The organism is Algoriphagus aurantiacus (genome assembly GCF_035156405.1).
In the GTDB taxonomy this organism is placed as follows: domain Bacteria; phylum Bacteroidota; class Bacteroidia; order Cytophagales; family Cyclobacteriaceae; genus Algoriphagus; species Algoriphagus aurantiacus.
This window is the reverse complement of sequence record NZ_JAXRUT010000059.1, coordinates 1-6,773: the sequence shown is the minus strand read 5'-3', so window position 1 is coordinate 6,773 and position 6,773 is coordinate 1. Positions and strand designations below refer to the sequence as shown.

6 protein-coding genes are annotated in these 6,773 nt (G+C 41.1%); 5 read left to right on the top strand and 1 reads right to left on the bottom strand.

Annotated elements, in window-relative coordinates; genetic code table 11:
- Both SYJ56_RS25620 and SYJ56_RS25615 read left to right on the top strand, forming a co-directional pair.
- Nucleotides 1–235 (top strand): hypothetical protein (locus SYJ56_RS25620; protein WP_323839220.1); only part of this gene is annotated, 235 nt, incomplete at its 5' end.
- A gap of 11 nt (nucleotides 236–246) precedes the next feature.
- The gene (locus SYJ56_RS25615) at nucleotides 247–1,422 is read left to right on the top strand and encodes a hypothetical protein (protein WP_323839219.1); all 1,176 of its coding nucleotides are present in this window, start codon (nucleotides 247–249) and stop codon (nucleotides 1,420–1,422) included.
- A gap of 139 nt (nucleotides 1,423–1,561) precedes the next feature.
- On the opposite strand, the gene SYJ56_RS25610 is transcribed toward SYJ56_RS25615, so the two are convergent.
- Nucleotides 1,562–3,226: an arylsulfatase gene (locus SYJ56_RS25610; RefSeq protein ID WP_323839217.1), complete on the bottom strand. Its 1,665-nt coding sequence runs from the start codon at nucleotides 3,224–3,226 to the stop codon at nucleotides 1,562–1,564.
- 787 nt (nucleotides 3,227–4,013) lie between these two features.
- Here SYJ56_RS25610 and SYJ56_RS25605 point away from each other — a divergent pair.
- From SYJ56_RS25605 to SYJ56_RS25595, 3 genes are all read left to right on the top strand, one after another.
- Nucleotides 4,014–4,289, top strand: a complete 276-nt coding sequence (locus tag SYJ56_RS25605; protein WP_323826439.1) for a hypothetical protein — start codon at nucleotides 4,014–4,016, stop codon at nucleotides 4,287–4,289.
- A gap of 263 nt (nucleotides 4,290–4,552) precedes the next feature.
- Nucleotides 4,553–5,050 (top strand): hypothetical protein, encoded by a 498-nt coding sequence (locus tag SYJ56_RS25600; RefSeq protein ID WP_323839215.1) that lies wholly within the window; start codon nucleotides 4,553–4,555, stop codon nucleotides 5,048–5,050.
- Between the two features lie 131 nt (nucleotides 5,051–5,181).
- On the top strand, nucleotides 5,182–5,787 hold the full coding sequence (locus SYJ56_RS25595) for a class I SAM-dependent methyltransferase (protein WP_323839214.1): 606 nt from the start codon (nucleotides 5,182–5,184) through the stop codon (nucleotides 5,785–5,787).
- The last annotated feature ends 986 nt before the right edge of the window (nucleotides 5,788–6,773 follow it).

Genomic DNA, 6,773 nt, shown 5'->3' with positions numbered 1-6,773 from the left:
CATCATCACCAAAAAAGGAATGGACAGAGCAAGTTCAGACGTAGGCCTGATCTTCACTGCCTACAATCTGCGTAGAATCTTTAACTTGGTAGGGCCGGAAGTACTCAAAGCATATCTGAAAGCACTTTGGCGCTGTTTTTTGGCTGTGATGGACCTTTTAGATGCCCCAAAGACACCGGAATATAAAACACGGATTTTAGCCTTTAACTCTGGGTATTTACCGAAAGCGGCTTGAAATCAAAGAAAATGAAAAGCTGGAAGGCTGCAATTTTACCAACCGGAAGGTTTTTAGACGAACTGACGTTGGCAACCATTAAAATGAAACTACTACAAATCATAATATTACTTTTTCTGAGCTTTCAAGCTTTTGGACAAAAGGTAACATATAACCACATTGTTGATACAGCAGATGTTGAAACTAAAAAGGTAATGATGCTTTTTGAAAACTACTTGGCTTCAAATCCCCAAAATAAAGAAAAAAATGCATTTTGGAATATTGAAGAGCAACAGAAACATAAGAACTACGACTTCTTGGAAAGCGAATTTCAGCCTTCACTTTATATGGGGTTTCCAGTTCACGTTTTGAGTGTAAAATTCAGAAATGAAATCTGTCAAATTAAAGCCCAATTTTCCTATTGCAAAGAAGATGGTAGCCCATACGTTTTAGCAATAGCAAACTATATCGCAAAAATGAAAAACGGAGAGTTCAAATTATTCAATGCTTTGACTGTAAATAAACAAGATTGGAATTGCACAACCGTTGGTGTTGTGGACTTCTATTATCCGACATACCATAAGTTTGACTACCAAAAAGCTCAAAAACTTAATGATTTTATACAAGAGATTTGTAAAAATTTTGGTGTCAAGCCAAAACCACTTGAATATTATCTCGCTGACGACTATGATGAAATTCAAGCACTAAAAGGACTCGATTATTACATTGGTATGGGCGGACAGTCAAAACCTAGTGGTAAAGCAACTGACGACAAAGTCTATTGTGGCGGTTTGGGAGAATATTATCCTCACGAAGTTTTCCACGTTCAAATAGACGAACACTTTCCAAACAAGCATTTTTGGGTTTCCGAAGGAGTAGCGACTTTATTGGGTGGAAGCCGTGGAAAAAGCTTGGATTGGCATATAAAACGGACAAATATCTATTTACAGAAACATCCTGAAATAGACCTAGATGATATGCTCAAGCTAACAAATTTGGATGGCGAAACTTCTTATCATTATGTTTTGGGTGGACTAATAGCCAAGAAAATATTGGACAAAGGTGGTTGGAGTCTGCTCAAAGAGTTTATGTCGAGTGGAAAAACTGATGAAGACTATTACAGTGCGATTGAAAAACACCTTGGGACAAATAAATCCGAACTTAACGACTATGTTCGAGAGCAATTACAAATTGAATCAAATAAATAACGGTTGTCAACATTATATAAGCTTAATGCGGGCGAAAATGCTAAATTTAAACGAATTGAATATTAACGAACATAAGGTTAAACCGAAAGTGAAGTGCTTCTAATCCCGCACTACGCTTATACTTTGCCGTTGTGCTCAATTAATGTGCATAGCCTGCCTCATAGTCCGGAACTATTACTCCTGTTTCCTTTACATAAATTTCCCATTGAGTAATAAGATCGGTCAATCTTTCAGGTTCTTGTGCTGCCAAATCAATTTGTTCTCCTGGATCAGATGAAAGATTATATAACCGCCACTGGTCAACAATCACATTTGGATCATTCGGCTTCCAGGGAATACCTGAAGGTTCAAATACGATCTTCCAATCACCCTGACGGATTGCCTTACGGCCAAATAACTCCCAGCCCATTGAATAATCTTCACCATGTAGGGACTCACTATCACCTTTCAACAATGACAACATCGACGAACCTCGGAGCGGTAATATTTCCTTTCCCTTATATGTATTGGGGTGTTTTATTTCCGCAAGTTCTAAGATAGTAGGCAAAACATCCATAACCGTGACCATTGAACCTTCAATCGATCCACCAGGTATGACTTTAGGATAATGTACAATTGCCGGAGCTCGGATGCCTCCTTCAGTGGTAAAGCCCTTGAACATGCGAAAAGGAGGCACCCCCCCTCTAGACCAATTAGGACCATGCCATAGATATGAGTTTGCCGCCCCCATGTTTTCCAAACTGTTGTCACAGCATTGATCGACCCATTCACCAAGAGCATCCCACCCTATATCCAAATGTGCACCTTCAGGCCCATTGTCAGACATGAAGACGATAAGTGTATTTTCAAAGTCGCCACTTCGTTTGAGGGACTCTAGAACCGCACCAAGATAGCGATCCAAATCGTCAACCATAGCAGCATAAATTTCCATTCTTCGAGCTTCAATTCTTTTATCTTCCTCATTCAAAGAATTCCAAGCTGTTTCGGTAGGAATTCGTTCTACTAGTTTCATGCCAGGAGCAGTTAATCCGAGTTTCTTCATCTTTTCAAATCGAGATATTTGTAAAATATCATAACCAGAATCATACTTACCAAGATACTTTGCTATAGACTCTTCGGGGGCTTGTAGGGGCCAATGTGGTGCTGTATAAGTCAGATAAGCAAAAAAAGGCTTTCCATCATCAGGACGATTCTCCAAGTAATCAATCATTCTTTCGCTATACATACGTGTGGAATAAAAGTCCTCAGTTAAATTAACACGTTCCCCATCTTCTTCATATACAGCTAGACCAGGTCCTACACAAGGCATCTGATTCAGATGACCCGCGCAACCCTGAAGTAAACTAAAGTAGTGTTCAAACCCTCTGGCTCCAGGGCTGGTTTCTGTCGTCATACCCAAATGCCATTTACCAGCCATATAAGTGTGGTATCCGGCATCTTGAAGTAATTCAGGGAGTGCCGCTACTCTATAATTCAAGAATCCTTCGTACCCCGGATTTGCTTGCTGATTCTCCCGAAGTTCTTCAGCCATATTTCCAAGACCAGCAAGATGATTATCGGTTCCAGACAGCAACATAGAACGAGTTGGAGAACAAGTCGGAGCGACATAAAACTGAGTGAGTCTTACTCCTGATGCTGCCAGTGCATCTAAATTAGGTGTTTCGATTTCGCCACCAAACGAACCTAAATCTGTAAATGCCAAATCATCGGCAACAACCAACAAAATATTGGGCCGTTTGTCCTTTGATGGACTACAAGCGAGTAGAGTTATAACAAAAGTAATGCACGGTAATAATCTGTTCATATGCATAGTCCTTGGACTGAAAATATCAAAATAGTTTAATCAACCGAATATAAACAAATTACATGTTAATAGAAACTGAGCACAATCGAATAGACGGCCTCGCCAGATTTCTCCGACGAGGTGCGCATCTCACACCACCTATCCCGAAAGCTTTCGGCATTAACTATTTAAAAATTACCTCGACTTGTGCTGAGCGAAGTCGATTAAGCGGTTGCATTATCGAGAAACTGGCAGGGAATAAATCCTTGCCAGTTTTTTGTTTTAAGGGTTAGAATAAAGTTTTATAAAACCAACGAGACGGAAGGTGGCGACAAATCAACAACGTGTAAACTCAATGCCGGTCGGGAAAAAGTTGATTTGGAACGCTTACGGGTTCCACCCATAATTCAAATAACCAGTCCAACCAGGTCAGATTTCACTAACATAGCCAGCTTAAATCTTACCCTAATTAGCTATCTTAAGGATGTTATTTGAATTCTTTCACCCTCATGGCGTTTACACGCCGATCCGTTGAACAGATTTACAAAAAGAATTTGAAAAGTTGATTCCCGGAGAAAGGACAGGATTTTGGGAATGTTGCTAAAGAGTTTCAGGCTGGTTATGTTTTTGGGAAGACTGATAGGGTTCGGAAATGGATACAGATCGCCATGGGAGAACGATCGGAATGGTGAAATAAATGGTGTCATTGTTAATGAAAAGCACCAGCTACTCCTCAAATGGATTCGCTAATGCTAGCGAAAGCCAACCGTTTTTAGTAACTTAATAATTCACCAAACAACAAACCACCATGACAAAAGTATTAATCACCGGCCAAGTTGAAGATTCTGCTAAATGGGAGGCAGGTTTTCGATCTCATGTAGACTTATTTCAGGCAATGAGCATCACTAAGTTGGAATTTACCACAACGGCAACCAATGAAGTTGCTATTTGCGGTGAGACGTCAGACCTGAACAAATACATGGAAATATTTAATTCCCCTGCTACCGCGGAAGCTATGGCATTTGATGGCGTCAAGCGCGAAACCGTTAAAGTTTTTGTCCTGGACAAAGAATTGAAAGTCTAACTTTCACGAGCCAGCACATTTCCTTTTATTAATTTAAGATTAGGGAGGCCGACTTCAAACAGGTATTAATGGAAGTACAGAAATTGTAATACAAGGAGAATCTCTGGTGTTTACTTTTCAGTGACAGAAAGAATCACCTACCTCAAAAGGGTAGGTTTTTTATTAAGTGTTTTCATTATATACAATGATCTTAGACCTCAGGATTGAAGATAGCATAGCAATTGGCCTTCCTGGCCGTGTGTTAAATTCTACAATACTCCTTGATGATTTGGAAGTTCTTACCACAATGCCCAGATTGGTTTTTCAATAAATCACTAAAACCCAATAATTATGAAAAAAATTATTCAATCAGCATTTTAATGGTGTTGTTTCTTTGTTCATCGACACTTGTTTCCGCACAAACACAACCAAAAAAGTATGATAATCCCCAGTGGAAGAGAATTACTTATACTGATTACAAACCCGGTAAATCCGACAGGGCACTTGAAATAATCAATAATTACCATCTCAAGGCTTCGCTAAAAACAGGAGGTGGACCAGAAATGGTATTGGAAATTAGCTCCGGGGAATGGGATGTTATGTCCGTATGGGGCATGAAAGGTGGAATTTCAGATATGGATTGGCAAACGAGTCCTGGTAATATAGCATGGAGAAACGCTATGAATGAACTAGCAGGAGCAGCAGATAAGGCCCAGGCCATTATAGATGAACTTAATAGCCTAGTGGATAGGTTAACCACCCTTATAGGCCGTGTTCGATAGTTTATTCAAAAAGCAAAAGCTTGTTTCAACACTCTATAAAATGCAGTGAAACGCACTTTATACCAACCGTTAGTCAGAATTAAAAAACAGACAGCATTTCAATAATTTTGTATTAACTAAAATAAATTACCATGAATTACAAGTTTGCATATTCAATTGGCTTTCACCCCTGGGAGGATGCTGAACGCCACAATCCATTTGTCGAGAAAATCACAAAGATCTTCGAGCGAGAAGAAAGTGGCAAAACTGCTCCTTATGGCAAAGCGCTCGATATTGGTTGCGGTAGTGGTATATGGGCAATCAGTTTGGCACAACGAGGGTGGGATGTTACGGGTGTTGACATAGTTGATAAAGCACTGCAACGAGCTGAAGAGCGTATAAAAAATGAAAGTGTGAATGTCAAACTTGTTAAGGATGATGTAACCGAACTTCACAAAATTGGAAACGGCTATAAATTACTTTTAGACACCGGAACTTTCCATGGATTGAATAGTTTACAACGAATTGCAATGGGAAAGGCAATAAATAATATTGCTGCTCAAGACGCGACAATACTTTTACTTGTATGGGACCCCAAATGGCGAGCCTTTTTGCCAAGCGGAGCAAGTCGTAAAGAAATTGAAATGTGCTTTCCCAATTGGGCGATAACTCATGTGGAACCTGCTGCGGATGAACCAGAGGCAATCTATAAAATTTTGAAAGCAAATGAACAATGGTATCGACTTTGTCGCAAATGAATTTGAACTACATAATTAATTTGACATAATGAGTAGACGGCCTCGCTAACTATTAAGTTAGCGAGGCCGTCTACGCCACGGCGCACAGGTCTCACTCCACCGTATCCCGATTCTCGGGACAGGCAGTACGGGTCTTCCCGATGAATCGGGACAGGCTGTATACGGCGGTTCATCAAGCATAGAATAGTCGCTCTTTACACCAGCTATTCCTTTCCATTACTTTTAAGATAAGGCTACACACAGGCTCCTTATCGAACCTGCCAGCCTGCAGGCTGGTTTTCATTTCACAAGATGTTCAGTCTCCCGAATCAAGTTCGGGACAGGCTTTCACTTATGCTGTGAGGCCTCCATAGTTCTTATGGCTCGTTCCTGATAGCTACTATGACTTCGGCTGACTTCTCTTGGACGTTAACGATATCCAATCATTCCCTGCATCCTGGCCCCTCGCTAAAATCTTCCGCTGGAAGATTTCTTATCGCTTAGTCCTCTCGGTAAGACGAATATCCTTGTGCCTATCGCTGCCACACCTGCCTGAAAGGCATTGGGTCTGATTTTCCCTAATAATTCTCCTTTGCAAACCTAAAGGCCGGCAGGCAGGTCTACTATTTTGGTACTTCCTCCCTTTGGGGAAGTTGGGACTTCGGCAGCATGTGTTACCTCATCCGACCTCATAGCCTGTGGTTCATGTTTCCCGCCTTGCGGGACAGGCTGTCAGTACAGACACCGCAGTCTGGCTTACTTCACTGCATGCCTCACGGCAAACCAGCTTGCCACTTGCTTGGCTTCGGGGCGTTACCCCCGTGCTTAAGGGATGCCGTCATTCGTCGGCACAGGCATTTCACCCGTGGGAACGACCATCTTTTTGGTCTATATTCGTATGCATCCGACAAAACCATATTGATAGTTGAGTCCTGAATGTATAATGTTGCAGGATGAAAAAGACAAGCAACGAAGCGTACTATTCCCTGTTCTGTAAGTGGCAGGAA